General features: G+C 62.7%; 22 protein-coding genes. 14 read left to right on the top strand and 8 right to left on the bottom strand.

All coding sequences use genetic code 11. The features are described from left to right. Positions 1-135 precede the first annotated feature (135 nt). From JAO85_RS18015 to JAO85_RS18045, 7 genes are all read left to right on the top strand, one after another. Positions 136-906, top strand: coding sequence for an SDR family NAD(P)-dependent oxidoreductase (locus tag JAO85_RS18015; protein WP_202788677.1), 771 nt, complete (start codon positions 136-138; stop codon positions 904-906). Positions 907-927: 21 nt separating this feature from the next. Further along, positions 928-1,782, top strand: coding sequence for an enoyl-CoA hydratase family protein (locus JAO85_RS18020; protein WP_034377981.1), 855 nt, complete (start codon positions 928-930; stop codon positions 1,780-1,782). Between the two features lies 1 nt (position 1,783). Continuing rightward, the gene (locus JAO85_RS18025; protein WP_202788678.1) at positions 1,784-2,947 is read left to right on the top strand and encodes an acyl-CoA dehydrogenase family protein; all 1,164 of its coding nucleotides are present in this window, start codon (positions 1,784-1,786) and stop codon (positions 2,945-2,947) included. 53 nt (positions 2,948-3,000) lie between these two features. After that, positions 3,001-4,611 carry a benzoate-CoA ligase family protein gene (locus JAO85_RS18030; RefSeq protein ID WP_202788679.1) on the top strand — a complete coding sequence of 537 codons (1,611 nt, stop codon included), beginning with the start codon at positions 3,001-3,003 and terminating at the stop codon, positions 4,609-4,611. 77 nt (positions 4,612-4,688) lie between these two features. Then, positions 4,689-5,150 carry a thioesterase family protein gene (locus JAO85_RS18035; protein ID WP_202788680.1) on the top strand — a complete coding sequence of 154 codons (462 nt, stop codon included), beginning with the start codon at positions 4,689-4,691 and terminating at the stop codon, positions 5,148-5,150. A gap of 2 nt (positions 5,151-5,152) precedes the next feature. Continuing rightward, on the top strand, positions 5,153-5,545 hold the full coding sequence (locus JAO85_RS18040) for a RidA family protein (protein ID WP_003065607.1): 393 nt from the start codon (positions 5,153-5,155) through the stop codon (positions 5,543-5,545). Positions 5,546-5,715: 170 nt separating this feature from the next. Then, positions 5,716-6,387: a GDSL-type esterase/lipase family protein gene (locus JAO85_RS18045; protein WP_012836822.1), complete on the top strand. Its 672-nt coding sequence runs from the start codon at positions 5,716-5,718 to the stop codon at positions 6,385-6,387. Positions 6,388-6,425: 38 nt separating this feature from the next. On the opposite strand, the gene JAO85_RS18050 is transcribed toward JAO85_RS18045, so the two are convergent. The 3 genes from JAO85_RS18050 to JAO85_RS18060 all read right to left on the bottom strand — a co-directional run bounded on the left by JAO85_RS18050 (position 6,426) and on the right by JAO85_RS18060 (position 10,201). Next, positions 6,426-7,640 (bottom strand): phospholipase A, encoded by a 1,215-nt coding sequence (locus tag JAO85_RS18050; RefSeq protein ID WP_087865335.1) that lies wholly within the window; start codon positions 7,638-7,640, stop codon positions 6,426-6,428. 50 nt (positions 7,641-7,690) lie between these two features. Next, the gene (locus JAO85_RS18055) at positions 7,691-8,014 is read right to left on the bottom strand and encodes a hypothetical protein (RefSeq protein WP_003065599.1); all 324 of its coding nucleotides are present in this window, start codon (positions 8,012-8,014) and stop codon (positions 7,691-7,693) included. Between the two features lie 114 nt (positions 8,015-8,128). Next, complete coding sequence (locus JAO85_RS18060) at positions 8,129-10,201, bottom strand: ATP-dependent helicase (protein ID WP_003065596.1); 2,073 nt, start codon at positions 10,199-10,201, stop codon at positions 8,129-8,131. Positions 10,202-10,430: 229 nt separating this feature from the next. On the opposite strand from JAO85_RS18060, the gene JAO85_RS18065 reads away from it, so the two are divergent. The 5 genes from JAO85_RS18065 (at position 10,431) to JAO85_RS18085 (ending at position 13,703) form a co-directional block, all read left to right on the top strand. After that, positions 10,431-11,219, top strand: a complete 789-nt coding sequence (locus JAO85_RS18065; protein WP_202788696.1) for a hypothetical protein — start codon at positions 10,431-10,433, stop codon at positions 11,217-11,219. After that, complete coding sequence (locus tag JAO85_RS18070; RefSeq protein WP_202788681.1) at positions 11,216-11,782, top strand: ATP/GTP-binding protein; 567 nt, start codon at positions 11,216-11,218, stop codon at positions 11,780-11,782. Before JAO85_RS18065 ends, JAO85_RS18070 begins: the two co-directional genes overlap by 4 nt. Next, positions 11,779-12,180 (top strand): roadblock/LC7 domain-containing protein, encoded by a 402-nt coding sequence (locus JAO85_RS18075; protein ID WP_202788682.1) that lies wholly within the window; start codon positions 11,779-11,781, stop codon positions 12,178-12,180. The genes JAO85_RS18070 and JAO85_RS18075 overlap by 4 nt, the downstream gene beginning before the upstream one ends. 85 nt (positions 12,181-12,265) lie before the next feature. Beyond that, positions 12,266-12,625, top strand: coding sequence for a hypothetical protein (locus JAO85_RS18080; protein ID WP_003065585.1), 360 nt, complete (start codon positions 12,266-12,268; stop codon positions 12,623-12,625). A 127-nt stretch (positions 12,626-12,752) separates the two neighbouring features. Continuing rightward, a complete protein-coding gene (locus JAO85_RS18085) occupies positions 12,753-13,703 on the top strand; it encodes an AEC family transporter (RefSeq protein WP_202788683.1) in 951 nt (316 codons plus the stop codon). 177 nt (positions 13,704-13,880) lie between these two features. Here the strand turns inward: JAO85_RS18085 and JAO85_RS18090 are convergent, their stop codons facing one another. The 3 genes from JAO85_RS18090 to hemE all read right to left on the bottom strand — a co-directional run bounded on the left by JAO85_RS18090 (position 13,881) and on the right by hemE (position 19,159). After that, positions 13,881-15,002, bottom strand: coding sequence for an asparaginase (locus JAO85_RS18090; RefSeq protein ID WP_012836829.1), 1,122 nt, complete (start codon positions 15,000-15,002; stop codon positions 13,881-13,883). Between the two features lie 195 nt (positions 15,003-15,197). Beyond that, positions 15,198-17,384 carry a primosomal protein N' gene (gene priA, locus JAO85_RS18095; RefSeq protein WP_202788684.1) on the bottom strand — a complete coding sequence of 729 codons (2,187 nt, stop codon included), beginning with the start codon at positions 17,382-17,384 and terminating at the stop codon, positions 15,198-15,200. Positions 17,385-18,043: 659 nt separating this feature from the next. Further along, a complete protein-coding gene (gene hemE, locus JAO85_RS18100) occupies positions 18,044-19,159 on the bottom strand; it encodes a uroporphyrinogen decarboxylase (RefSeq protein ID WP_003065572.1) in 1,116 nt (371 codons plus the stop codon). Positions 19,160-19,375: 216 nt separating this feature from the next. Here hemE and JAO85_RS18105 point away from each other — a divergent pair, with 216 nt between their 5' ends. Continuing rightward, on the top strand, positions 19,376-20,242 hold the full coding sequence (locus JAO85_RS18105) for a GNAT family N-acetyltransferase (protein ID WP_003065570.1): 867 nt from the start codon (positions 19,376-19,378) through the stop codon (positions 20,240-20,242). 62 nt (positions 20,243-20,304) lie between these two features. Here JAO85_RS18105 and JAO85_RS18110 read toward each other — a convergent pair whose 3' ends face one another. After that, complete coding sequence (locus tag JAO85_RS18110; protein WP_003065569.1) at positions 20,305-20,820, bottom strand: hypothetical protein; 516 nt, start codon at positions 20,818-20,820, stop codon at positions 20,305-20,307. A 313-nt stretch (positions 20,821-21,133) separates the two neighbouring features. Between JAO85_RS18110 and JAO85_RS18115 the strand changes: the two genes are divergently transcribed. Continuing rightward, a complete protein-coding gene (locus JAO85_RS18115) occupies positions 21,134-21,520 on the top strand; it encodes a VOC family protein (protein WP_039050727.1) in 387 nt (128 codons plus the stop codon). Positions 21,521-21,550: 30 nt separating this feature from the next. Here JAO85_RS18115 and JAO85_RS18120 read toward each other — a convergent pair whose 3' ends face one another. Then, positions 21,551-23,839 carry a protein-disulfide reductase DsbD gene (locus JAO85_RS18120; RefSeq protein ID WP_202788685.1) on the bottom strand — a complete coding sequence of 763 codons (2,289 nt, stop codon included), beginning with the start codon at positions 23,837-23,839 and terminating at the stop codon, positions 21,551-21,553. Positions 23,840-24,037 lie beyond the last annotated feature (198 nt).

Below are 24,037 nucleotides of genomic sequence, written 5' to 3' on the forward strand. Positions count from 1 at the left end.
AGCGCGCTGCGCGCCTTCCCCCCTCTCTCCACACGCTGCGCGCTATGGGAGAGGGCGGGACCCGTGGCGTGGGGTGGCTCTTCCTTGGTGTCCGTGCGGCGGTTCGCGCCAGTTTCGTGAGCGATGGAGAACTCAATGACAGGCGATCTGAACGATCAACATGCGCTGGTGACAGGCGCGGGCCAGGGCATTGGCGAGGCGATTGCACGCCAGTTGCTGGCGCAGGGCGCTCGCGTCACGGTGCTGGGGCGTCGCGCCGAGCCGCTGCAAAAACTGGTGGAAGAACATCCCGGTCAATGCCGGATGGTACTGGCCGATGTGGCGGATGAATCACAGGTGAAAACGGCGTTTGAAAAGGCAGTGGCTGCGCAAGGTGCCATCAGTATCCTGATCAACAACGCAGGTCAGGCCGGCAGTGCACCATTCATGAAGATGGATGCCGCGCATTGGCAGCAGATGCTGGCCGTCAACCTGAGCGGCACCATGCACTGCATCCAGCAAGTGCTGCCAGCCATGTCCGCTTCGGGCTGGGGGCGCATCGTCAATGTGGCCAGCACGGCCGGTTTGGTGGGCTATGCCTATGTCGCCGCCTATGTGGCGGCCAAGCATGGCGTGGTGGGCCTGACACGAGCTCTGGCGCTGGAGTACGCCAAGACCGGGATCACCGTCAACGCCGTCTGCCCCGGCTATACCGAAACCGAGATTGTCAAAACCAGCATTGACCGCGTCGTAGCCAAGACCGGCCGCACACCAGAGCAGGCAATGGCCGAGTTCGTCAAATCCAACCCTCAAGGCCGCCTGGTACAGCCGCACGAGGTGGCGGACGCCGTGCTGTGGCTATGTGGGCGAGGCGCATCAAGTATTACCGGGCAAGCCATAGCCGTCGCTGGTGGCGAAGTCATGTGAACCGGATTTTTGGAGACAGACATGAGCGAATATGCAATCGATCCAGCGCTGCAAGCTGGCAATCACAAGCTGCTGGCGGGCTATAAGGCCACGCATTTCCAGTGGCAGGTGACAGATGGTGTGGCCACCATCACCCTCAATCGCCCGGAGCGCAAGAATCCGCTGACGTTTGATTCCTATGCCGAGCTGCGTGACCTGTTTCACCAGCTCAAGTGGGCGCAGGATGTAAAGGCCGTGGTGCTGGTCGGCGCGGGCGGCAACTTCTGCTCGGGTGGCGATGTGCATGAAATCATCGGTCCGCTGGTCGCGCTCAAGGCCCCCGAGTTGCTGATGTTCACCCGCATGACGGGCGAGCTGGTCAAGACCATGCGTGCCTGCCCCCAGCCCATCATTGCGGCAATCGATGGCGTATGTGCGGGGGCTGGGGCCATCATGGCCATGGCCTCGGACATGCGCCTGGGCACTGCGCGCAGCAAGACCGCATTCCTGTTCAACCGCGTGGGGCTGGCGGGCTGCGACATGGGTGCCTGCGCCATGCTGCCGCGCATCATTGGCCAGGGCCGTGCGAGTGAGTTGCTCTATACGGGGCGCAGCCTGGGCGGAGAGGAGGGTGAACGCTGGGGTTTCTTCAACCGTCTGAGCGAACCTGAGAGCGTGCTGGCCGAGGCGCAGAAGCTGGCCGCCGATCTGGCTGCCGGTCCCAGCTTTGCCAACGGCATTACCAAGACCATGCTGCACCAGGAATGGGCCATGACCATAGAGCAGGCCATCGAAGCCGAAGCCCAGGCCCAGGCCCTGTGCATGCTGACCGAGGATTTCTCGCGTGCCTATCACGCGTTCGTGGCCAAGCAAAAGCCAGTCTTTCAAGGAAACTGATATGGCAGACACCAGCTATCTGAAGTGGCCTTTTTTTGAAGCCCATCACGCTCGTCTGGCCCAGTCGCTAGATGCCTGGGCCAGGCAGAACATTGCGCATTCCCATGGCCCCGATGTGGATGCCGAATGCCGGCAACTGGTCAAGGCCCTGGGCGAGGCCGGCTGGCTGCGTCATGCGGTTGCGGGTACGGCCTATGGCGGTGCGGGAGAGCATATTGATACAAGAGCCATCTGCCTGATCCGGGAGACTCTGGCGCGTCATAGCGGGCTGGCCGACTTTGCGTTTGCCATGCAGGGTCTGGGTTCGGGGGCGATTTCTCTGGCGGGCAGCGAGGAGCAGAAAAAACGCTATCTGAGCCTGGTGGCCAGGGGCGATGCGATCTCAGCCTTTGCGCTGTCCGAGCCCGACGCTGGCTCGGACGTGGCGGCCATGGCCTGCGAGGCCAGGCTGGAAGGTGATCACTATGTCATCAACGGCGAGAAGACCTGGATTTCCAACGGGGGGATTGCCGACTTCTATGTCGTTTTTGTGCGTACCGGCGAGGCTGCGGGTTCGCGTGGTCTGTCGGCACTGATCGTGGAGGCCGGCACCCCGGGCTTTGAGATTGCCGAGCGTATCAACGTCATCGCGCCACACCCGCTGGCGCGTTTGAAGTTTTCGAACTGCCGCGTGCCTGTCGCCCAGCTCGTGGGCGCGGCCGGCGAGGGCTTCAAGGTGGCGATGCGCACGCTCGATGTGTTCCGCACCTCGGTGGCCGCCGCATCGTTGGGCTTTGCGCGTCGTGCCATGGATGAGGCATTGCAGCGCGCGACCAGCCGCAAGATGTTCGGCGGCGTGCTGGCTGATTTTCAGCTCACCCAGGCCAAGCTGGCGCAGATGGCCACGCAGATCGACAGTGCGGCGCTGCTGACCTATCGCGCAGCCTGGTTGCGTGACCAGGGCGAGAACGTGACAAGGGAAGCCGCCATGGCCAAGATGACGGCGACGGAAAACGCCCAGCAGGTGATCGATGCCGCCGTGCAGATCTGGGGCGGCCTGGGCGTGGTCAGCGAGCAGCCTGTGGAGCGCCTTTACCGGGAGATTCGCGCCCTGCGCATCTACGAAGGCGCGACCGAGGTGCAGCAGCTCATCATTGGGCGTGACCTTATTAAAAGTCATAGCTGATGGCGCTTTTGTATCAAGCGTTTGATCCTGTTTTTGCCTGAAAGATCGGAATCATGTCGTACACCGCGCATATCGATACCTTTGCTGCCGACAACCTGCCACCGCCCGAACAGCAGCCCGAGTTCATTTTCGAGCTGCCCGAGCTGCGGTTCCCCGAGCGCCTGAACTGTGCTGTGGAGCTGCTGGATAGACATGTGAGCGAGGGGCGCGGCGACCGCTTGTGCATTCAGGCCGAAGGCCTGCGCTGGAGCTATGCGGATCTGCAGCTCAAGGCCAATCGCATCGCCAATGTGCTGACGCAGGAGCTGGGACTGCAGCCGGGCAACCGCGTGTTGCTGTGCGCACCCAACAATCCCATGATGGTGGCCTGCTGGTTTGGCGTCATCAAGGCCGGGGGCATCGCCGTGGCCGCCATGCCGCTGCTGCGGGCCAAGGAGCTGTCCACCATCATCGACATAGCGCAGATCAGCCATGCGCTGTGCGATGCGGCACTGCGCACCGAGGTGCAGGGTGCGCAGGCAAAAACCAGCACGCTCAAGGCCGTGTGCTATTTCAACAGTGTGGAAGCCGATGCACTGGAGCGCCTGATGGAGCAGGCGGGCGATGACTTCCAGGCCGTGGAAACTGCAGCGACCGATACCTGCCTGCTGGGCTTCACCTCGGGCACCACGGGCGTGCCCAAGGCCACCATGCATTTTCATCGTGATGTGATGGCGGTCTGCGCCTGCTGGCCCGTGCATACGCTGCGTGCCAATGCCGACGATGTGTTCATAGGCAGTCCTCCGCTGGCATTCACTTTCGGGTTGGGGGGGCAGGTGCTGTTCCCTATGTCCATCGGGGCCAGCATGGCCTTGCTGGAGAAAGCCGGCCCCGTCCAATTGGTTGATGGCATTGAGCGATTTGGTGCCAGTGTGGTGTTCACTGCGCCCACGTCCTATCGTGTGATGGCCCAGCAGGGCGAACGTATCCGCCGCACCCGGCTGCGCAAATGCGTGTCGGCGGGCGAGGCCTTGACCGCCTCCACACGCGCGCAGTGGAAGGGGGCGACCGGTATTGAAATCATTGACGGCATCGGTTCTACCGAGATGCTGCACATCTTCATCTCGCACCGCGAAGAGGAGGCCCGTCCCGGTGCCACCGGCAAGGCCGTGCCCGGCTATCGGGCCAAGGTGGTGGATGATGCGGGGCTCGAGGTACCGCCCGGCACCGTGGGCAGACTGGCCGTGCAGGGGCCAACGGGGTGTCGCTATCTCAACGACAGCCGTCAGACCAAGTATGTGAGCCGGGGCTGGAATCTGACGGGCGATGCCTATCTGATGGATGTCGACGGCTACTTCGTTTATCAGGCACGCACCGACGACATGATCATCTCGGCCGGATACAACATCGCTGCACCCGAAGTCGAAGAGGCCCTGATGCAGCACGGTTCTGTGGCTGAATGCGCGGTGATTGGCGTGGCCGACAGCGAGCGAGGCCAGATCGTCAAGGCTTTTGTGGTGCTGCGTGCCGGCCATGTGGCCAGCGATGCCATGGTCATGGAGCTGCAGGATTTTGTGAAGAGCCAGGTCGCTCCCTACAAATATCCACGGGCCGTACAGTTCGTCGATCAGCTGCCGCGCACGGCCACGGGCAAGTTGCAGCGCTTTCGCCTGCATCAAACCTGATTGCTATGTTTTTAAAAGCTGCATGCGCCTGATTGAAAAGCGCTGCAGGCAGATTTTGCCGAAGGAATTGTTTGGGTATGAATGAAGTGGCACTGGCTTCAAAACGCTTTGTGACGCAGATGCCGATTCGTTTTGCGCACTGCGATCCGGCGGGCATCATCTTCTTTCCCCAGTATCTGGTGCTGTTCAACGGGCTGGTCGAAGACTGGTTCAACCAAGCGCTGGGCCTGAGCTATGCGGACATGCTGCACAAGGACAAGGTGGGCCTGCCCATCGTGCATCTGGAGTGCGACTTTCGTGCCATCACCCGCATGGGTGAAACCGTGAGTCTGGGCCTGTCGGTTGCCAAGCTGGGCAATCGTTCGCTGACGCTCGATGTGGATTGCACAGGTCCTGAGGGACAGCTGCGCGTGACGGCGCAGAAAGTGCTGGTCTTCACCAGTCTCCAAACCCATCAGGCCATCACTGCGCCGCAACATATCCGCCACGCAATCGAGCGTTGGCAAAGTTCATCCAATCCAACAGAAAACAGGAGTTGAACATGCAAGTACTGCTGCCTCCGGGCTGGCCCCGGCCCAAGGGATATGCGAATGGCGTGGCCGTCAGCGGCCGCCAGATCTATGTGGCCGGCATGATAGGCTGGGACGCCGAAGGCCGGTTTCATACTGACGACCTCGCGGCGCAGGCCAGACAGGCCCTGCACAATATCGTCGAGGTGCTGCAGGCCGGTGGAGCCAAGCCTGAACATATCGTGCGCATGACCTGGTATATCACCGACAAGAAGGAATATCTGGCGCAGCAGGCTGAGATCGGCAAGGCCTATCGCGAACTGATTGGTTCATTCAGCGTGGCCATGACGGCCGTGCAGGTGGCTGCCTTGATCGAGGACCGGGCCAAGGTGGAGATCGAGGTGACTGCAGTCGTGCCCGACTGATTGGCAATCTGCGCACGCATAGCCGCTGGGCCTTGGGCGCAGCGGTTTTTTTACGGCTGCTGCTTTGCAGTCTTACCGCTGTGCAACGCGGCTTGCATGGAGGCGGCGGAGGCTGGGCTATCCTCGCGCAGTCCTCCAGCCGTTGCACACCCGCTGTTTTGCGAGATGCCATGAAGCCGATATTTGACCCGTACCGACGCCATGTTCTTCAATGCATGCGTGCCGCAGCATTGCTGACAGGTGGTGCCATGCTGCTAAGCGCCTGTGGCAAGAAGACACCCAAGGCCGCAGCCGTTCCTGCCGGGGCTACCGTGCTGGCGCTTGGTGACTCCTTGACGCAAGGTGTTGGAGCCAGTGCAGATGCCGGCTACCCCAGCCTGCTGGCCGAGCGCACGGGTTGGAAGGTGGTGAATGCAGGTGTTTCGGGCGAGACCAGCAAACAGATTGCGGACCGTCTGCCGGGGCTGCTCGATGAGCACGGGCCATCGCTGGCGATTCTGTGCGCCGGTGGCAACGACTGGCTGCAGCGCAGGAGCGAGCAAGTTGTGCAAGGCGAGATCACGCGCATGCTGCAGCTGTGCAAAGCCAGGGCGACGCCCGTGCTGCTGGTGGCCGTGCCGGAGCTGAGCCTGAGTGCAGCGTTGACGGGGCGCATGAAGGATCACTCCATCTACCAAACCTTGGCCAAGGACAACCGGGTGGCATTGCTGGCCGATGCCTGGAGCGAGGTGCTGGGCAATAGCGCCTTGCGCGCCGATCAGGTGCATGCCAATGCCGCAGGCTATGCGCGGTTTACCGAGTTGCTGGTGGCTCAGGCCCGGGCTTCTGGCTTTCTGGCGTAAATCACGGCTCGGCCCAGCGGCTGCGGACCAGGCCGGCTTCAGAAGTCCAGCAGGCTCAGGCCCACGCTGAGTACCGTACGCTTGTTGTTGTAGTCGATCAGACTGTCGCCATAGCCGCTGAACAGCTGAACATGCAGGCGCAGATTGCTCTTGCCGCCGTTCCAGCCTTCGCCCAGGGTGCGCAGCCACTCGATACGACCGGAGCCCTTGCCCTGGCCCAGCGAACCGCGTGCAGTCAGGCCCAGATAGTTCTGCTCGTTGACGTTCCAGCCCAGCTTGACTTCACCGCGACCGATGTAGTCCTGGATGTGGGGGTTGTCGTCCTCGAGCGCGCTCTCCTTCATGCGCTGCCAGGCCTTCAGATGCAGCTGCCAGCGGTTGCCCAGCTCGGCGCCGGTCATCAGATACCAGCGGTTCCAGCTGCGCGACAGCGGGTTGCTCTGGCCGTTCGACTGATGAGCTATGCCAATGCCCGAGTAGCGCCAGCGCCAGCCCAGCGGCAGCTGGGCGTCCGTCGGGTAGACGTAGAAGACCTCGGGCTCGTGGTCGGTGGTGCGGAAGGGCCGCGAGATATCGCCGTTGAACAGCTGCCAGTAGGACTGCTGGGTATAGCCGAACCACAGCGAATCCTTGCCCTTCGAGGTAGGGCCGGTCAGCAGGCCGGAGGCAATCTTGGTGCGGGCCGAGAGCTGCAGGCGCATCTCGTGCTTCTGGTAGGGCTGCTCGGTCGCCAGGCCGCGGCTGGGCGAATAGGGCTGCTGATTGACCTCGTCGCCCACGACCACGGAGACCGACATGGGACGGTAGCCGCGGAAGTTGAAAGTGCCGCAGTCCGTGCCGGGCTCCAGCTCGAAGTAGCGCGACACCTCGGTGTAGCGCGGATCGCGGCAGCCGCCGTTGTTGGGTGAGAGACCCAGGCCGCTGTCGGCGCTGGCGACAGTCGCCCCAGCCGCACTGGCGGGCGCGGCATCGTTCGCCGAGGCGGTAGCAGCAGTGAGAGCCGGCGCAGCTTGTGCGCTGGCTGCAGGTGCACTCCAACCGGTGGCCGGGGGCGCAGCCGCCGGGCCTTGCTTGTGTGCCCAGGCATCAAAGCAGGCCAGGCGGTCGTTGTTGCTGGTGGTGGCAGCACATTGCTGCCAGCTTTCGGGGGGCGGCAGTTCCGCGCTGCTGGCGGTGGTTGGGTTCAGGCCGCCGACCAGTGCCAGGCCGATGCTCAGGGTCAGGGGGGGCGGGGTGAAGAAGCGAATACTCATGGGGTCAATCAATGCACAGGCCGGTTGCGGTTGGCAACACCCAGCCCTGCTCAGGGTTGGGCCTTGCGCATGATGAACGCACGTGGTGGAACATTTTCTCCCTCCTGGTAACTGCCGTGAATTTCTGTACCGCAACTGCCCTCGACCACTTCGCCCAGCCAGGTGCCGGTGATGCGTGAGCCGTCTGCGCTTTCTTCAAGAGTGACCGTACCCTCGTTCACATCGCCCACCATGGGATGGCTGCTGCCCAGGCGGCTGACGCTGCCTTTGACATTGCCTTCCCATTCGGGATGCGGGCCCAGCACCATGCGGGCGGTTTCCTCACTGCCGGCGACGGAGCCCGTCCATACGCCTTGCAGCTGCTTGTCGCTCATCTGCCAGTCTCGCGCGCAAGTGCTGACAGGCTTGGAGTCAAACTGCGCGCAAGCTGTTATGGAGAAAGCGCTGGCAGCTATGAAAATCAAAGATCTCAAAGTCATGTGGAGTCATCAGTTGGCGGCGCCTGGCGCCGCCTGGTTCTTGCGCGCGGCAAATTCTTCGCGCAGCTTGCGCAGCTTCTCGCGCGGGTCTTCTTTGGCCGTGGCCGCATCGAGGCCCATTTCCTTGATGAAACGGCTGGGCTGGCAGGCCACCATCTCGCGGCCTTTTTTGCGGCGCTTGGTCCAGCTCACGGCCAGCGTGCGCTGGGCGCGGGTGATGCCCACATACATCAGGCGGCGCTCTTCCTGCAGCCGCGCTGCCGTTTCATCGCTGACCTGCTGCTGCTTGCCATCGTCATCGTCCAGCTTGAATGGCAGCATGCCCTCGGTCACGCCGACCTGCATGACATGGGGCCATTCCAGACCTTTGGACGCGTGGAGGGTGGAGAGCACGACCATGTCCTGCTCCTTCTCGCGCTCGCTGATGGTGGACAGCAGGGCAATGTTCTGCGAGACCTCCAGCAGGCTCTTGACCTCGGTCTGGGTGCCGGCGCCTGCAGCATCTTCTATCTGGCCGCCAGCGCGCTGGGCCATCCAGTCACAGAACTCCAGCACATTGCTCCAGCGCGCGGCGGCGACAGACTCGCTGTCCTCGCTGTCATACAGATACTGTTCGTAGCCAATTTCCTTGAGCCAGTCGATCAGAAAGCTGCGCGAGGCTTCAAAGCCCAGGGTGTGGCGGGCGCGGTATTCCAGGTCGTTGATATAGCGGCCGAATTCCAGCAGGCTTTCGAAGGCCTTGCGCGGCAGCGCCTCTTCCAGCATGGCATTGAACAGCGAGCCGAACATGCTGAGCTTGTGCGCAGCGGAGAACTCCCCGAGCTTGCCCAGCGTGGTGTGACCGATGCCGCGCTTGGGCGTGCCTATGGAGCGCAGAAAAGCCGGGTCGTCGTCGTTGTTGATCCAGAGGCGGAACCAGGCGCACAGGTCCTTGATCTCGGCGCGGTCGAAAAAGCTGGTGCCGCCCGAGACCTTGTAGGGGATGTTGGCCTTGCGCAGCGCCTTCTCGAAGGGCTTGGCCTGGTGGTTGGCGCGGTAGAGGATGGCGAAGTCCTTCCACGCGGGCTGCGGGTTCATATTGGCGCGCAGGCTCTGAATGCGGGCCACGGCACGCTCGGCCTCGTGCTCTTCGGTGTCGCAGTCGACGATGCGCACGGGTTCGCCCTCGCCGAGTTCCGAAAACAGTGTCTTGGGAAACAGCTTGGGGTTGGGGCCGATCACATTGTTGGCGGCGCGCAAGATGGCGCTGGTGGAGCGGTAGTTCTGCTCCAGCTTGATGACCTTGAGCTGCGGAAAGTCCACGGGCAGCTTCCTGAGGTTGTCCAGCGTGGCGCCGCGCCAGCCGTAGATCGACTGATCGTCGTCACCCACGGCCGTGAAGTGGGCGCGCTCGCCCACCAGGAATTTGAGCAGCTCGTACTGCGTGGCATTGGTGTCCTGATATTCGTCCACCAGCACATGGCCCAGCAGGCGTTGCCATTTTTCGCGCACCTCGGGGTGGCCGCGCAGCAGGCGCATGGGCATGCCGATCAGGTCGTCGAAGTCCACGCTCTGGTAGGCGGTCAGGCGCTCTTCATAGCGCTGCATGATGAGAGCGGTGCTGCGCTCGTTGTCGTCCTGGGCCATGGCCAGGGCCTTGCGGCTGTCCCAGCCCTGGTTCTTCCAGCCGCTGATGGTCCACTGCCACTGGCGGGCCGTCGCCACATCGGTGGTGCCGCCCGCGCAGTCCTTGAGGATGCCGGTGACATCGTCGGTGTCCAGAATGCTGAACTGGGGCTTGAGACCGAGGATGTGGCCGTCCTCGCGAACCATGCGCACGCCTAGCGAGTGGAAGGTGCAGATCAGCACCTCCTTGGCCTGGCGGCCGATCAGACCTGCGGCGCGTTCGCGCATTTCGGCGGCGGCCTTGTTGGTAAAAGTGATAGCGGCAATGCGGCGTGGCGCCAGACCGGTTTCGATCAGACGGCCTATCTTGTGCGTAATCACACGGGTCTTGCCCGAGCCGGCGCCTGCCAGAACAAGGCATGGACCTTCGGTGTAATGCACGGCCTGGAGCTGAGCGAGGTTGAGACCAGCAGACATGAAGCAGAGTGACCCATCATCAAAAACAAGGACTGGGAGCATACCGCTTCGCTGTGAAGAGCCCTGATGACCGCGTTCACAACTGACAAAAATCAGGGACTCAGCGAGCGTTTCACCTACACGTGCACTCTCCTGTTATCTGAATAATTGTTGTAATAAGGTGTTAGTTTTGTAGCGTGAAGATTGCATCGTGTCCGGCCTTGATCCCGACAGCGCCAGCGAATTTTCGATGGTTGAGGGATTCATTGTCTTTTCCTCAACCCTCAGGGTGTTGTGCATGGCGAGAACCATCGGTGAAGTGAGCTTGGCCGCAGAACTTTGGACGCCTGCCGTGCAGCAGCGCTTTGAAGCGCTGTTCGCCGTGGCCGCGCGCAAGTCGCTTTCCGGCTGGCGTCAGGTTCCACGCCATGCGGCCGAAGTGCTGGTGATCGAAGGGCTGGAGAGCCTGCTGGCCAGGGCCGAGGCGAGAGCTCCTTGCGTGGTCTATCTCGGCGGCGAGCCGGCCATGCAGCCGCTGGGACGTTCTTCCCAGGGTTGGGCAGTACATCTTGATGTGGACTTCACGCTGTCCGACCTGATCGACATGCTCGACCGTGCCGCGGTTTTCCTCATGGACTGGAGAGCCCGGCACAGGGCCGGTGAGCCCCTGCCGCTGCAGCGTGCCTTGCAAGAGCTTCAGTCGCAGGGAGTCGACTGTACGCATTGCTTTCAAATCAAATCCTGGGTCGCCTTGCCTGGCAGCGTCAACAGCGCGCAGAACATGCGTGCGCTGGCGCTGCTCGCGCGCGGGCCTATCAATGCCAGATCGCTGGCCGAGCACGCCGGCATTGAGATGTCGCAACTATCGACCCTGCTGTCCCTGCCTCAGATTCAGGCAGTCCTGCGCTGTAGTCTGCGCGGCTCCGAGGAACCCTCCGCTGCGCAGAAATCAATTGCCCAGAAGCAGCCCGCCGCTTCCGTGACGCGTCAATGGCTCAGCAAGCTGACGGGCTGGATTACCCGTGGAGGACGTACATGACATCTTTCATGCCCATGCAGCCCGGCCAGGGTCTGCTGCGGGTGAGTCTGCTGGGGCCCATGGGCATAGGCAAGACCACGGCGCTGCGCAGCCTGTGCGGGGAATTCATGGCAGGCAGCGATGTGCGCAACCTGGACAAGGCGACGCACAGCAAAGAGTTCACAACGGTCGGAGCGGAGTTTGGCGAGATCGATCTGGGCTCTGGCGAGCGACTGCAGCTGGTAGGCAGCCCCGGTCAGGATCGATTCGATTTCGTGCGCCGCTGGGTGCTTTCTGCATCGGTGGGAGCGCTGCTGATGGTGGACGTCAACGAGGCGGGCGCGGTGGACTACGCCTGCGAGATGCTGACGGGGATCGCAGAGCTGGACCAGGCACCTTTGATGGTCATTCTCAGTTGCCGTCCCGCCAGCGGAGCAAGGCTGGAGGCATTCAGCTCCTCCCTGGTTGCCAAAGGCCATGACCTCACCCCGCTTGTTGAGGCTGATCCACGTGATCGCCAGCAGATGCTGGATGCCCTGAGCGTGCTGGCATCGCTGCTCTCCTTGCAAAGTCAGACTCTATGAAGACCCATACCTCCCTCGTGATTCCGCCACATGCCGTGGAGGCAGGTCAGGAAATCCTGGCGCGTGTGGTCGCGCCGGTGGCGGGCGTCCACATCGCCTTGCTCTGTACCCCTGACGGTTTCGAGATTTCAGCGCTGCGCATTCGCAGCGAACTACCGACCGAACGACTGTCGGCCATGGCGGGCTCGCTCATGGCCATGGCCAAGGCCGTGGCCAATGAGATCGGACACAGGGATTGCAAGCGCCTGACCTTCGAGACGGAGTCGGGCACGGTGGTCTTCCAGGCGGTGAACGGCTCCTTCCCGGCTGTTCTCTGTCTGGTGGTGGATCAGAACGCCTTGCTGGGTCGCGCGCTCTGGGCGGCTGGCGAGGTTGCCACAGGGTACCTGCCCTCTTGATCACAGGTTCACTGGAGTTCTGAGTCTGAGTGGGTGCGCATCTGGCGCACGAGTTCCTTGTCTTGCTTTTTCAAAAGGTGGATTTATGGCCTCTATCCAGGATTCTCTGAACGCTCTGATGACCGCAGACGGTGCTGTCTGCGGCGCCCTCGTGGACAGCGCCAGCGGCATGCTGATGGGCAGCGTAGGCGGCGGCGTGGACATGGAGCTGGCCGCGGCCGGCAATACCGAGGTCGTGCGTGCCAAGATCAAGACCATGCGCATGCTCAATCTCAACGACCAGATCGACGACATACTGATCACTCTGGGCAAGCAATATCACATCATCCGTCCCGTTGCCGCCAATGACGGCGTGTTCTTCTATCTGGTGCTGGACAAGGCTCGTGCCAACCTGGCGCTGGCGCGCCGCAAGACTGCAGATGTGGAAAAGGAACTCAAGCTCTGACGCGCTGTCCTTGTACCTGTCACAGCAGCCTGCCTTGCGCAGGCTTTGTTTTTGGGTAGGTCTGCACTGAAAAATTTTCATCGAAGGCCGTGAGAGGGCTGGAGCCGGGCGCTGTCACAATTTGTGCGTGTTGTCCGTTCTACTCATCACCTTTCCCTTCTTTGCCCTGGTGGCTTGCGGCTTTGTCGCCACATGGCGCGGCATCCTGCCCCAGGCAGCGATCCCCGGCCTCAATGCTTTTGTGCTGTACTTCGCGCTGCCTTGCATGCTGTACCGCTTTGGCGCGCAGACACCGATTCATCAGCTGCTCGACATCAACGTCACCCTGGTCTATCTGCTCTGTGCGGTGCTGATGGTGGGGGCGACCGTGCTGCTGACACACGCACGCCTGGGCTGGAACGATGCCGCATTCGGTGCACTGGTCGCTGCTTTTCCGAACACCGGCTTCATGGGCGTCCCCATGCTGGCGGCGCTGCTGGGCGCGCAGAGTGCGGGGCCGGTGATCGTGACCATGGCCATCGACATGGTCCTCACCACCTCGGCCTGCATTGCAATGTCGCGGCTCGATCTGGCGGGAGGGCAAGGAATCTGGCTGGCAGTGCGCAATTCGCTCAAGGGCATGGCGTCCAACCCCATGCCCTGGTCGATTCTGCTGGGCGGCCTGGCATCCGCCATGGGTTGGGTATTGCCCGGCCCGGTGGACAAGACCGTGTCCATGCTGGCTGCAGCGGCTTCGCCGGTGGCCTTGTTCACCATAGGCGCGGTGTTGGCGCGCTCGCAGATGAACAGCCACGAGCGCGTGGCAGCGCGCGACTATGTACCGATCGCGCTGGCCAAACTGGTCGTCCATCCGCTGCTGGTCTGGGCCGTCGGATTGGCCGCAATCTCCATGGGCTTGGGGCTTCAGCACGAAACCCTGGTGGTGCTGGTGCTGCTGGCAGCCCTGCCGTCCGCCAGCAATGTATCGCTGCTGACCGAGCGCTACGGCGCCCACAGCGGCCGCGTGGCACGCATCATCCTGGTATCGACCAGCCTGGCCTTCCTCAGCTTCTCCGCTGTCGTGGCACTGATGATCTGATCAAAAACAATAGCGGTTTTCGCAAGACCAGCCTGCGCAAACCGCTGTTTTGGCTAAAAGCCGTAGATCAAGCACACCCCAACAAAGAGACACCGAGGAAGGGACGTCCCGCACCGAAGGTGTCGTCCCCCTCCCGAAGAGAGAGGGGGAAGGCGCGAAGCGCCTCAGGGGGAGTGCTCAATACTCCCAGAACATCCGCTGCAGTTCCTTGGTGTTGGCGCCCTTGGTCAGCGCCAGCATGGTCAGCAGGCGTGCTTTTTCGGGGCGCATGTCGTGGGCGACCACCCAGTCGTACTTGTCGTCGGGCTGCTCGGCATTGCGCAGCACAAAGCCGTAGGGCACGCGTGCCGAACGCACGATGAGCACGCCCTTGCCGCGGGCATCCTGCAGCGGCTTGACCATGCGGTCGGCGACCGAGCCATTGCCGGTGCCGGCATGGACGATGGCCTTGGCGCCGGCATCGACCAGGGCATTCACGGCGGTCGGCTGGACGCTGCCGTAGGCATAGACGATGTCCACCTGAGGCAGCTTGTCGATGTTGTCGATATTGAACTCGGAGTTCATGGTGTGGCGCTTGACCGGCGCGCGGAACCAGTAGTTCTTGCCCTCGACCACCATGCCCAGCGGGCCCCACTGGCTCTTGAAGGCACCGGTCTGGATATTGATGTCCTTGTTCACATCGCGGGCGGTGTTGATCTCGTCATTCATGGTGACGAAGACGCCCTTGCCCCTGGCGTCCTTGGAGCCGGCCACGCTGACGGCATTGACCAGGTTCAGTGCGCCATCGGCGGACAGGGCCGTGCCCGGACGCATGCTGCCGACCACGGCAATGGGCTTGTCGGTGTGCACGGTCAGGCTCAGGAAGTAGGCCGTCTCGGCCAGCGTGTCCGTGCCGTGGGTGATGACGATGCCGTCCACATCGGACTGCTTCGCCAGTTGCGAGACGCGCTTGGCCAGGGTCAGCAGATTGTCGTTGGTGAAGCTCTCGGAAGCGATCTGGAACACCTGCTCGCCGCGCACATTGGCGATCTGGGCCAGCTCGGGCAGGCCGGCCAGCAGCTTGTCCACAGGTACCTTGGCGGCCGTGTAGGTAGCGCTGTTGACGGTCGAGGCACCGGCACCCGCAATCGTGCCGCCCGTGGCCAGCACCACCACATTGGGCTTGGCTGCCTGCGCCTTGGCCGCCTGCGCGGCCGCAGGCGATGCATCCTGCGCCAGGGCTGCGCCGGGGGCGGACAGAACGCCCAGAACGGCAATGGTGGCGGCCAGCAAGGACTGGCGGAAGACTTGTTTTTGCATGAAGTAGTGCTCCGTGATTGAATGAAACGGCCTCTTGTGGAGCCGAGCTTCACACCATGCAATAGCCATGCCGGCTTGCCCATTCGCGCAAATCCCGATGGATTTGCCAAGCGCCCGCGGTTTATATAAATTGATAGCTGTCAGCGCTTATGGGTAAAGGGCTAAAGAGCTAAAAACCTTAAACTTCAGACGACTTTAAATGCTGAGCGGATCCACATCCACCAGCCAGCGCACCAGCGGCCTGTGCTCGGGCAGAGTGCGCAGCCAGTGCAGATACTGCTGCCAGGCATTCAGAAAGCGCAGCAGGGCGCTGCGGTTGCCGGCTTCCAGCAGCATCTGGGCACGCTCCACATTGGCCACGCGCTGCACCGCCATGGGGATGGGCGGGTAGATGAACACTTCGTCCAGATAAGGCAGCTTGGCCTCTCTGGCGACCTGGGTGGCGGCATTCAGAAAGGCCTGGGCGGCTTCCTGGGTGCGTGCATCGGCCCGGACTATGGCCTGAAAGGCATAGGGCGGCATGCCGGCATCCAGCCGTTCCTTGAGCTGCTGCCTGGCAAACGCCGGGTAGTCATGCTTGCGCAGTGCGGTGTAGACGGCGTTTTGCGGGTCGTGGCTTTGAATCCACATTTCCGGATGGCTGCCCTGTGCCTGCACATATTGCGCGTCGCGCCCGGCGCGCCCGGCGGCCTGCATCAGCAGGCAGAACAGCCGCTCCGGGGCGCGATAGTCGCTGGAGTACAGCGCGCTGTCGGGTTGCACGGCCGCCACCAGCGTGATGCGCCGAAAGTCATGGCCCTTGGCCACCATCTGGGTGCCTACCAGCACATCCACATCGCCGGCATGCACCTGGGCCAGTTGCTGCTCCAGGCTGCCCTTGGCCTTGGTGGTGTCGGCGTCGATGCGCGCCACACGAGCCGGATTGCCGTCGGGACGCTGCACATTGCGCAGCAGCCGCTCCAGCTCTTCCTGCAACTGCTCCGTGCCCTTGCCCAGCGGCAGGATGTCGGGGTTGCCGCAGCTGGGGCAGGCAAACGGCACACGCTGGGTAAAGCCGCAGTGGTGGCAGCGCAGCGTGCGGTCGCCCTTGTGAAAGACCTGGTGAGCGCTGCAATGGGGGCAGTCGCTCTTCCAGTTGCAGTCGGCGCAGAACAGCACGGGGGCAAAGCCGCGGCGGTTGAGCAGAATCAGGCTTTGCTCGCCGCGTTTGACGCGCTCGGTGATGGCCTCGATCAGCGGAGGCGAGAACACGGCGCGTTTGGGTTGCTGGCCCATGTCCACCATTCTCACCCTGGGAAGGCTGGCCGCGCCTGAGCCGGCCGCGCCGATACGGCTGGGCATATGCAGGCGCAGGTAGCGGCCGACATCGGGTTCCGAGGCATGCCAGCTCTCCAGCGACGGTGTGGCGCTGCCCAGAATGACCTTGGCGCCTGTATCGCGCCCGCGCCAGATGGCCAGATCGCGTGCCGAATAGCGTGCCCCTTCCTGCTGCTTGTAGCTGGCGTCATGCTCCTCGTCGACCACGATCAGCGCCAGTTGCGGCACGCTGGCAAAAATAGCCATGCGCGTACCCAGCACGATGCGGGCGCGGCCCGTGTGAGCGGCCAGCCAGCTTTTGAGACGCTGCGGGTTGGTCATGCCGCTGTGCATGCTGACTACGGCGTCCTTGCCGTACTGAGGCACGAAGCGGGCGACAAATCGCTCTTCCAGCTGAGGCGTGAGGTTGATCTCGGGCACCATCACCAGGGCTTGAGCCTCCGGGTTGGCATCCAGCACGGCTTGCACTGCACGCAGATAAACCTCGGTCTTGCCGCTGCCAGTGCTGCCGTAGAGCAGGAACGGGCCGGGGTTTTGCTCAATTTGCTCGAAAACCGCCGATTGTTCGGCACTGAGGGCGAGCAAAGGCGTTGCGCTGCTGGCGTCCTGCGTGTGAGCCATCGTCTCGGTGCTCGCTTGTGCTGCTTCAGCGACTTGTGTCTTCTTGCGCTTGCCGGCTGGCGTCTTGGCTGTCTTGGGCGGAGTCAGCCGCCGTGCCAGTTGTTCGGGCGACATATCGCGCAATTGAGGCGGCAAGGCGGTGACGGCGATCTCTCCCAAGCTGCGCTGGTAATAGTGCGCGGCAAAAGCCACCAGGCGTCGCCAGGCCTGGTTCAGCGGTTCTATGCCCTGCAGCAGGCCGGCAATGCTGCGCAGTTCCACCCCGTCTGGAATGGCTTCGGGGGCGGCGGGCGTATCCCAGACCACACCCAGCAACTCTCTTTTTCCCAGAGGAACGCGCGCCAAGCTGCCGGGCTCCAGCCATGCATCGCTAACGTAGCTCAACAGATCACCTACGGCGCTGTGGGCAGGGGTCTGGACGGCAACGTAAACGATATGGGACATGGAGTTGGATCGGGGGAAGGCGCTGCAGAGGCCGCGGTTCCTCAGAGCTATAGCAGATTTTGAGGCCTGCAAAGGCTTTGCGTTCTGTGGATAACTTTGTGAGAAACAATATGCGCGAAAGGCCTGAGCAAGTCCTGTTCGTGTTTGCAAGCCGGCAGGATGGCTGAGTGGTTGAATAATTAATTTATTTAAAACAAAGACTTATATGTATTCATGAGGCGATGAGGAGCTTGCTTCGACGGAGTGTTGGCAGGGAGTCTGCATCGCCATATCTGTGCATAAATCAGGCGGCGAGTCACTGTCAACCGAGAAGCTCCCTAAACCTAAATGCTTCCAAACCGCTGTGCAAAGTCCTTAACTTCTCAAAAAATAGCACTAGAGCCAGCAGCCATGAGGCATGCAGTTATCTTGAAGCATTCATATGTGGATAACTTCCGTCAATCGATGCCAAGGTGGATGAAAAAATAAAAAAGCGCCAAGCACTGCTGGCGCCGAATTTTTCAGGGTCTGAGATTTAGTGATTTGAAATCAATGATTTGCTGCCGCTTTGCTGCATCTCAGGCCGGCAATTGTCGTTCAATAACCATTTGATCTTATCGGGTGATTTGGGCCCGTTGCTCTGCAACAAATGCCTGGGAAGGCAGTTGTTGCAGGGGGAATCAGCCCTTTGTGCGCAGCAGGCGCGAGTGGCTGTGCACAGCTTCGACCAGCGCGGCCACATGTTCGGGCGGGGTGAACTGGCTGATGCCGTGACCCAGATTGAAGATGTGGGTGGGGCCGGTGGTGCTCTTGTCGGTATGGGGCTTGCCAAAGCTGTCCAGCACGGCACGCGCCTGGGCGGCGACCTGCTCGGGTGCGGCAAACAGCACATTCGGGTCGATATTGCCCTGCAGCGCCTTGCCGGGGCCGCCGATCTCGCCGCCCACGATGGCGCGCGCCTTGCCCAGATTGGCAGTCCAGTCCAGACCCAGCACTTCGCAGTCGATGTCCTTCATGTCGGGCAGCCAGATGCCACCGCCCTTGGTGAAGACGATGCGGGGCACGTCGCTGCCGTCCACGCCGGTGCGCTTGAGCTGAGCCAGCACGCGCTTGGTATAGGCGAGGCTGAATTCCTGGAAAGCACCGTCGGCCAGCACGCCGCCCCAGCTGTCAAAAATCATCACGGCCTGTGCGCCGGCATCGATCTGGGCGTTCAGGTAGGCCGCCACGCTGTCGGCGTTGACTTCCAGGATGCGGTGCATCAGGTCGGGGCGCGAGTACATCAGCGACTTGACGGTACGGTAGTCATCGCTGCCCTTGCCCTCGGTCATGTAGCAGGCCAGAGTCCAGGGGCTGCCCGAGAAGCCGATCAGCGGTACACGGCCATTGAGCACCTTGCGGATATTGGTGACGGCGTCAAACACATAGCGCAGCTTGTCCATGTCGGGCACGGCCAGCTCGGCCACGGCGGCCTCGTCGCGCACCACCTTGGCAAAGCGCGGACCTTCGCCTTCGGCGAACGACAGGCCCAGGCCCATGGCGTCGGGCACGGTCAGGATGTCGCTGAACAGAATGGCAGCGTCCAGCGGGAAGCGATCCAGCGGCTGCAGGGTCACCTCGGTGGCGTAGTCCACATTGGTGGCCAGGCCCATGAAGCTGCCGGCCTTGGCGCGGGTGGCCTTGTACTCGGGCAGGTAGCGTCCCGCCTGGCGCATCAGCCACAGGGGCGTGTAGTCAGTAGCCTGGCGACGGCATGCGCGCAGGAAGGTGTCATTGGTCAGGGGGGCGAAACTCATATGCCGATTGTCGCCCACTCCGGCTTTCCCATTCACCACAATCCCGAGCGGCAATTCAGCTCTCTGTGCAGGGATGGCGGCTGCCATGGTTTGTCATGCAACCGTCATCCAAATGTCGCGCGGGCTTCATCTGCGTTTTCCACAATGACGCCACGCAGACACACCGTGTGGCACAGGCAGGCCGCCAACTGCGTCCAACACCGGAGGAAAGCAGACATGAGGCATCCCGAGATTCTTGATGCGCTGAATGGCCAGAGCATCGCGACGACATCATCATCGGCTCCCTCGCTTTCCCATCGTCCCGCCAGTCCCGTGCATCCTGCCGCGCCCGCTTTGCGCCTGCAGGTGCGCTGGGCCCGGCATCTGGACGAGGTTCGCCAGGCCCAGCGCCTGCGCTACCAGATCTTTGCCGAAGAAATGGGTGCTGTGCTGCAGACGCCCGTGGCAGGTCATGACATCGATGTCTTTGACGATTTCTGCGAGCATCTGATGGTCTGCGATGAAGAGCAGAACAAGGTGATCGGCACCTACCGTCTGCTGACCCCCGCCCAGGCCCAGCGCGCAGGCGGTTTGTACAGCGATCAAGAATTCGATCTCTCGCCCATCAACGCCTGGCGGGCACAGATGGTCGAGCTGGGGCGCAGCTGCGTGCATGCGGAGCATCGCCAGGGCGGCGTGATTCTGGCGCTCTGGGGGGCGTTGGCCGAATTCATGCAGCGCAACCGGCTCGAGGCCATGGTGGGCTGCGCCAGCATTCCCATGCAGTACCCGGGCCTGGCCCATGGCGAAGGTCCGGCACGCATCTGGCAGCAACTGCGCCAGAGCCATCTGGCCGAGCCCGAGTTGCAGGTGCGCCCCCGAGTAGCCCTGCCCGAGGAGTTGGCGCATATCAGCAATGTCTCGGCAGATGCGTTGAAGGTCGAGCCGCCAGCGCTGATCCAGGGCTATCTGCGTGCCGGTGCCAAGGTGCTGGGTGCGCCGGCCTGGGACAGCGACTTCAATACGGCCGATCTGCCCATCATGATGCGCATGCAGGATCTACCCTCACGCTACCGCCGACTGTTCGGGCGCATGAAGGCCTGAGGCGAGAGCAGCAAGTAAAAAGCCTGTGGCCATGCCACAGGCTTTTTTGATGGCGGGACGGGTCATGCCGCGTGGCTGGGCTCATCTTCCAGGCCTTCGGCAAACAGGCCCAGCGCCGTAACCATCAGGCCCAGCATGAGGAAGGCATAGGCTGCAATGGACAGCACCAGACTCATGCTGTAGCCCCATTGCAGAACCGAGCAGGCCCAATCCCAGGACCCATAAAGCGCGCTGCACTGATTGCTGGCCGGCATGTGCACATACCAGGTGACGGCGATCCACATCAGGACCAGCATCACCACCGTGGTGCGAAGCTTGTGTGACGGCGTCTGGTCCATGTTCTTGAGCAAGACCAGCGGTATGGCTCCGCCCCAGACAAACATCATCAGCCAACTGAAGGCAGGAGCCTGCGCCAGTGCCTGTTGCAACCAGTGCATCTTGGGCATGCTGTTGATGCTGGCCAGGACGTCCCAGGCAAAAGGCAGGGCCAGACCGGCGATTGCCAGACTGGCCAGCGCCAGTGCACGCAACAAGCAAAGACGTTTGTGAGACGGCTGGTGGATAAGGTTGGCATGCATGGCTTACCTCCTGTGCAGTTCAGGCAGTCCGCAGTGGTCAACGCGTGCAAGGCTGGCAAAGGCTGGAAACTGCGGTTGCGCCTGGCTTGTGGGCAGTTCCAGTCTAGAGCTTTTGCCTGGTTTGTGCCATAGGCACTATGCGCCTGCTTGAAGTCGCGCTCCACTCCAAGGCGAGGCCGATGTGCCCAGTCGTAAAGTTGATTGCGCCAGGTTCATTGAGCTTGCCGGGGCTGGCATCTGCCAACCCCTGGGGCTAAGCTTGATCCGCTCGACTCAGGGCCATGAACCCGCAGCGCCGGGCAAAGGAGTTCTTATGCTGAGCCATTCTGCTGTGACGACGATGCTGCCGGTAATGGATATGGCGCGTGCTCGTGCTTTCTACGAAGAAAGCCTGGGTCTGCAGCCAGGAGAGCTGCGGCCCGATGGAAAGTTTGTCTACCTGGTTGGCGGCAGTGCGCTGGCCCTGTTTCCAAAGCCTGGCGGTACCAAGGCCGAGCACACGGCCATCAGCTTTCGGGTGCCCGATATCGCTGCCAGCATTCGGGAACTGAAAAGCCGGGGTGTGGTGTTTGAGGACTACGACTTCCCCGACTTCAAGACCGTCAACCATGTCTGCGTGCTGGGGTCCGAGAAAGCCGCCTGGTTTAAGGACACCGAGGGTAACTACCTCTGCCTGCACGAGGAAGTGGCGACAGCCTGAATTGCGTCATGCTTTGCGCGCGGTAATGGCCTAGATCTGTTTGAGTGCGTCAAGCACCTCGCTTTTGGAGAGCAGCTCGCTCAGCACCACAGGCTGCTTGCCGGGCAGGTACAGCACGTAGACGGGGACGCCGCTGCGCCCCAGCGATTGCAGTGCCTGGGTGATGGCCGGATCTTGGCGTGTCCAGTCGGCGCGCAGCAGCTGCACCTGGTGCTGCGCAAAGGCAGCAAGCACCTCGGCATTGCTGAGCGTGGTGCGCTTGTTGACCTGGCAGGTCACGCACCAAGCGGCCGTGAAGTCCACAAACACCGGCTGGCCCGAGGCATGGGCAGACTGAACCTTGTCTGCCGACCAGGGTTGCCAGAGTTCGCCGGCCTGTGTTTGAGCTTGGCTCGCAGGCTCGGCCTTGATCAGCGGCAGGGCGTAATAGGCCACGCCAGCGGCCAGCAGCAGGGCGAGAGCGCCGAGGCTGATGCGGCTCTTGCCGCGCAGGCCCAGGGCCCAGATCAGCGCGGCCAGCACCAGCAGCAGGGCCAGCAGGGCCGCAGCGGCATCCATGCCGCCCTGATGGCCCAACACCCAGACCAGCCAGACCACAGTGGCAAACATGGGGAAAGCCATGGCGTGGCGGAAGGTCTGCATCCAGGGGCCGGGCCGCGGCAGCCAGCCCACGACGGAAGGCACGAAGCTGGCCAGCAGATAGGGCAGGGCCATGCCGACGCCGAGTGCGGCAAACACCGTCAGTGCCTGCGCCGCAGGCATATCGATGGCAAAGCCCAGCGAGGCCCCCATGAAGGGCGCCGTGCAAGGCGAGGCAATCGCCACGGCCAGCACGCCGGAGAGAAAGGAGTCCAGCACCGGGTTGCGTGCCTGGGCGCTGGCAATGCGGCTGGGCAGCAGGCTGCCGAACTCGAACAGTCCGGCCAGATTCAGCCCCAGCACGGTGAACAGCGCTGCCAGCAGCGACACGACCACGGGTGACTGCAGCTGGAAGCCCCAGCCCAGCTGCTGGCCCGCTGCGCGCAGGCCCAGCAGCAGTGCGCCGAGTGCCACAAAGGACAGCACCACGCCGGCGGTATAGGCCAGGCCGCCCAGTTTCTGGGCCTGGCGGTTCTCGCCATGGCCCGCAAAGCCCAGCACCTTGATGGCCAGTACGGGAAACACACAGGGCATGAGATTGAGGATCAGGCCGCCGATCAGGCCGCCCAGCAGGGCCGCCCAGAGGCTGCCTGCACTGGCCGTATTGCCTGCCAGTACGGGCTGTGAAGCGGTCTTGTTGGCCTCCAGCGCCGCAGCCAGGGCCGGCGATACGCCAGCCAGTGCGGGGGCGCTCCATCGGCCCTGCACGGTCAGTTCGCTGCGCCAGCCAGCGCTTTCGCCGCGCTCCAGCGCGGCAGCGCGCTCAGCAGGCGGCAGGGCCAGCACCACGGCCAGTTGCGCCGCGGTTTCGCCGCGCATATCGGACATCGGCATGTTCTCGCCCACCCAGACCTCTCCGTCCCAGTGCTGCGTCCAGTCCTTGCCCGACTCTGCGGCATGTTTGAAGGTGTCGGCGTTCTCGGGATAGAACTCCAGTGTCTTGCCCTTGAGGCTGGCCGGCAGTCCGGGTATGCGCAGCGTCACTCGGTCGTCGGGCAGGTTCGTGCCTTCGGCCTTGCCGGACTCGACAAGGGCCTGGCCGCCCTGGCTTAGCGCCTGGGGCTGGCCGGCCTGTGCCTGCACAAAGGCCTGGCTGTGAGGGGCGCTGCTGCCCTGAACGGGGATCTGCAGCTGGAAGTTACCGGACTCGGGAATGCATTCCACGCGGCAGACCAGCCATTCGGCGGCCAGGCCCAGGTCCACTACGCCAGAGACCGGTGCCTTGAAGTCGGCAGCGACCTTGATGGGCACGGGCAGCAGCACCGTGTCCTCATAGCCATAGTTGACCAGGGGCCCCACGCGCAGCGCATGAGGCAGCGGCCAGGCGATGGGGCCGGCCTCCAGGCCCGGAGGCAGTTGCCACTGCAGCACGGTGGGTAGGCCCGAATCGCCAGCATTTTTCCAATAGGTATGCCATTCGGGTTGATGGCTGATCTTCAACCCCAGCCAGAAGACCTGGCCGGCGACGATGCCCTCGGGGGCCTGGGCCACCAGCTCGGCCTGCACGCGCGGCGTCTGCACGGTGGCGGCACCCGAAGCCGCATTTTTGAGCAGGATCTGCGCGCCAGCGCCGGTGGCAAAAGCACAGGCCCAGACGGCCAGCGCCAGCATCAGCCAGAGTGAAAGGCGCTGCGAGAGGCGGCGGGGTCCGGTGGTCAGGGAAAGGGCTTGAGAAGACATGGCGGACGGTGGGAGTCTGGAGCGGTGTTTTTGGTTCCCTGCACGGGGGCGGCCGATTGGCAAAACCAATGCTTGCATAGGCGCATGGTATTGGACAGAAGGCGCGGGCGGACTCCATCATGGTTCGGCCTACAAGGCTCAAACAGCCCGCAGCCGGAGCCGGTCGCAGGAGTCCGTTGCCGGGCAATTACAGGAGAC

It is taken from the genome of Comamonas sp. NyZ500 (assembly GCF_016772095.1).
GTDB classification, from domain to species: Bacteria; Pseudomonadota; Gammaproteobacteria; order Burkholderiales; family Burkholderiaceae_C; genus Comamonas; species Comamonas thiooxydans.

What these genes read in the sequence shown, in the direction of transcription:
- JAO85_RS18015 (WP_202788677.1), top strand. Translation starts at nt 136, where the DNA reads ATGACAGGCGATCTGAACGATCAACATGCGCTGGTGACAGGCGCGGGC.
- JAO85_RS18020 (WP_034377981.1), top strand. Translation starts at nt 928, where the DNA reads ATGAGCGAATATGCAATCGATCCAGCGCTGCAAGCTGGCAATCACAAG.
- JAO85_RS18025 (WP_202788678.1), top strand. Translation starts at nt 1,784, where the DNA reads ATGGCAGACACCAGCTATCTGAAGTGGCCTTTTTTTGAAGCCCATCAC.
- JAO85_RS18030 (WP_202788679.1), top strand. Translation starts at nt 3,001, where the DNA reads ATGTCGTACACCGCGCATATCGATACCTTTGCTGCCGACAACCTGCCA.
- JAO85_RS18035 (WP_202788680.1), top strand. Translation starts at nt 4,689, where the DNA reads ATGAATGAAGTGGCACTGGCTTCAAAACGCTTTGTGACGCAGATGCCG.
- JAO85_RS18040 (WP_003065607.1), top strand. Translation starts at nt 5,153, where the DNA reads ATGCAAGTACTGCTGCCTCCGGGCTGGCCCCGGCCCAAGGGATATGCG.
- JAO85_RS18045 (WP_012836822.1), top strand. Translation starts at nt 5,716, where the DNA reads ATGAAGCCGATATTTGACCCGTACCGACGCCATGTTCTTCAATGCATG.
- JAO85_RS18050 (WP_087865335.1), bottom strand. Translation starts at nt 7,640, where the DNA reads ATGAGTATTCGCTTCTTCACCCCGCCCCCCCTGACCCTGAGCATCGGC.
- JAO85_RS18055 (WP_003065599.1), bottom strand. Translation starts at nt 8,014, where the DNA reads ATGAGCGACAAGCAGCTGCAAGGCGTATGGACGGGCTCCGTCGCCGGC.
- JAO85_RS18060 (WP_003065596.1), bottom strand. Translation starts at nt 10,201, where the DNA reads ATGTCTGCTGGTCTCAACCTCGCTCAGCTCCAGGCCGTGCATTACACC.
- JAO85_RS18065 (WP_202788696.1), top strand. Translation starts at nt 10,431, where the DNA reads ATGGTTGAGGGATTCATTGTCTTTTCCTCAACCCTCAGGGTGTTGTGC.
- JAO85_RS18070 (WP_202788681.1), top strand. Translation starts at nt 11,216, where the DNA reads ATGACATCTTTCATGCCCATGCAGCCCGGCCAGGGTCTGCTGCGGGTG.
- JAO85_RS18075 (WP_202788682.1), top strand. Translation starts at nt 11,779, where the DNA reads ATGAAGACCCATACCTCCCTCGTGATTCCGCCACATGCCGTGGAGGCA.
- JAO85_RS18080 (WP_003065585.1), top strand. Translation starts at nt 12,266, where the DNA reads ATGGCCTCTATCCAGGATTCTCTGAACGCTCTGATGACCGCAGACGGT.
- JAO85_RS18090 (WP_012836829.1), bottom strand. Translation starts at nt 15,002, where the DNA reads ATGCAAAAACAAGTCTTCCGCCAGTCCTTGCTGGCCGCCACCATTGCC.
- priA (WP_202788684.1), bottom strand. Translation starts at nt 17,384, where the DNA reads ATGTCCCATATCGTTTACGTTGCCGTCCAGACCCCTGCCCACAGCGCC.
- hemE (WP_003065572.1), bottom strand. Translation starts at nt 19,159, where the DNA reads ATGAGTTTCGCCCCCCTGACCAATGACACCTTCCTGCGCGCATGCCGT.
- JAO85_RS18105 (WP_003065570.1), top strand. Translation starts at nt 19,376, where the DNA reads ATGAGGCATCCCGAGATTCTTGATGCGCTGAATGGCCAGAGCATCGCG.
- JAO85_RS18110 (WP_003065569.1), bottom strand. Translation starts at nt 20,820, where the DNA reads ATGCATGCCAACCTTATCCACCAGCCGTCTCACAAACGTCTTTGCTTG.
- JAO85_RS18115 (WP_039050727.1), top strand. Translation starts at nt 21,134, where the DNA reads ATGCTGAGCCATTCTGCTGTGACGACGATGCTGCCGGTAATGGATATG.
- JAO85_RS18120 (WP_202788685.1), bottom strand. Translation starts at nt 23,839, where the DNA reads ATGTCTTCTCAAGCCCTTTCCCTGACCACCGGACCCCGCCGCCTCTCG.